The organism is Streptomyces sp. NPDC089915 (assembly GCF_040684675.1).
GTDB lineage: Bacteria > Actinomycetota > Actinomycetes > Streptomycetales > Streptomycetaceae > Streptomyces.
This window is the reverse complement of the sequence record NZ_JBFBGN010000438.1, coordinates 1-1,022: the sequence shown is the minus strand read 5'-3', so window position 1 is coordinate 1,022 and position 1,022 is coordinate 1. Positions and strand designations below refer to the sequence as shown.

Here is a 1,022-nt window from a genome sequence, read left to right as displayed (position 1 = left end):
TGGGCACGATCATGCCCACCGGCCAGGTCGTGGACTCCCCGGCCCCGGTCGCCGAGCTGCTGCGCCGGGTCAAGGCCCGCCCGCTGCCGCCGGAGTCGATGACGTATCAGGAGGCGGGTGCGGCGGTGAGTCCGCTGCATTGTTCCCTGCCGGGATGTCAGTCGAGCGTGGAGGAATCGCTGCGGGTGATGGGCGTGCCCGAGGACGTGGCGGCGAGGTGGGCGAGGCGGGCGGCGGGCCTCGACGGTGAGGTGCGGAGCCCGCGCCCGGGCCGGCGTGCCCGCGGCCGGCGGGCCGCTCCGGCACCGGCGTCCGCCCGCAGCAAGTTCTCGTAGCCCGAACGGGTGAAGGAAGCCCCGCCACCGTCTGGTGGCGGGGCTTCGCCCGTGCGTCGGTTCCGGTGTCGTCGTCAGCCCGGGCACTTCAGGCCGGTACGGGCGGACTTCACCGCGGTGTCCAGCAGCTGGGCCTGCGGCTTCAGCTTGGTCGCGGCCTCGGCTCCGGTGACGCTGCCCGGCAGGTCGTCCCAGGTCTTCTTCAGCCCGTCCGCCGCGGACTTCACGGCCTCCTTCTGGGCCGCGTTCCATGCCGCCGTGGACTTCGAGACCGCGTCCCAGCCGTCCTTGACGTCGTTGTAGGCGCTCTTGACCTGGTCCTTGGTGGCGGAGGCCGGGCTCAGTCCGGACAGTGCCGTCGCGTCGGAGCGGAGTTGGTTCAGGTCGGTGCACAACTGGGCCGCCGCCGCGCTCTGGTTGGGGCTCGGATCGGCCGCGAAGGCGGCGGAGGCTCCGCCGACGGACAGGAGCAGCGCTGCGGCCGCGCTCACGGCAGTACTCGGTATGTGCCTCATGGGTTTCCCCTCGTCCGGGATTCCTCGGGTGTCCCCGCCCCTGGCCTCCCCCGGCGTACGGCTAACCACGCTGACACAGCCCGCCGGACCCCGCAATCCGCGACGGCCACAGCCCTGGCGTTCCTGGGCCGTCCTCGCGGTCTTTCGCCGCCGCGCGACCCGAGAGCCCCCA

General features: G+C 73.1%; 2 protein-coding genes. One reads left to right on the top strand and one right to left on the bottom strand.

The window, feature by feature from the left end:
- On the top strand, positions 1 to 335 hold a 335-nt coding region (locus AB0O29_RS36450; RefSeq protein ID WP_365160872.1), incomplete at its 5' end, for a hypothetical protein.
- 74 nt (positions 336 to 409) lie between these two features.
- On the opposite strand, the gene AB0O29_RS36445 is transcribed toward AB0O29_RS36450, so the two are convergent.
- A complete protein-coding gene (locus AB0O29_RS36445; protein WP_365160869.1) occupies positions 410 to 826 on the bottom strand; it encodes a hypothetical protein in 417 nt (138 codons plus the stop codon).
- Positions 827 to 1,022: the final 196 nt, after the last annotated feature.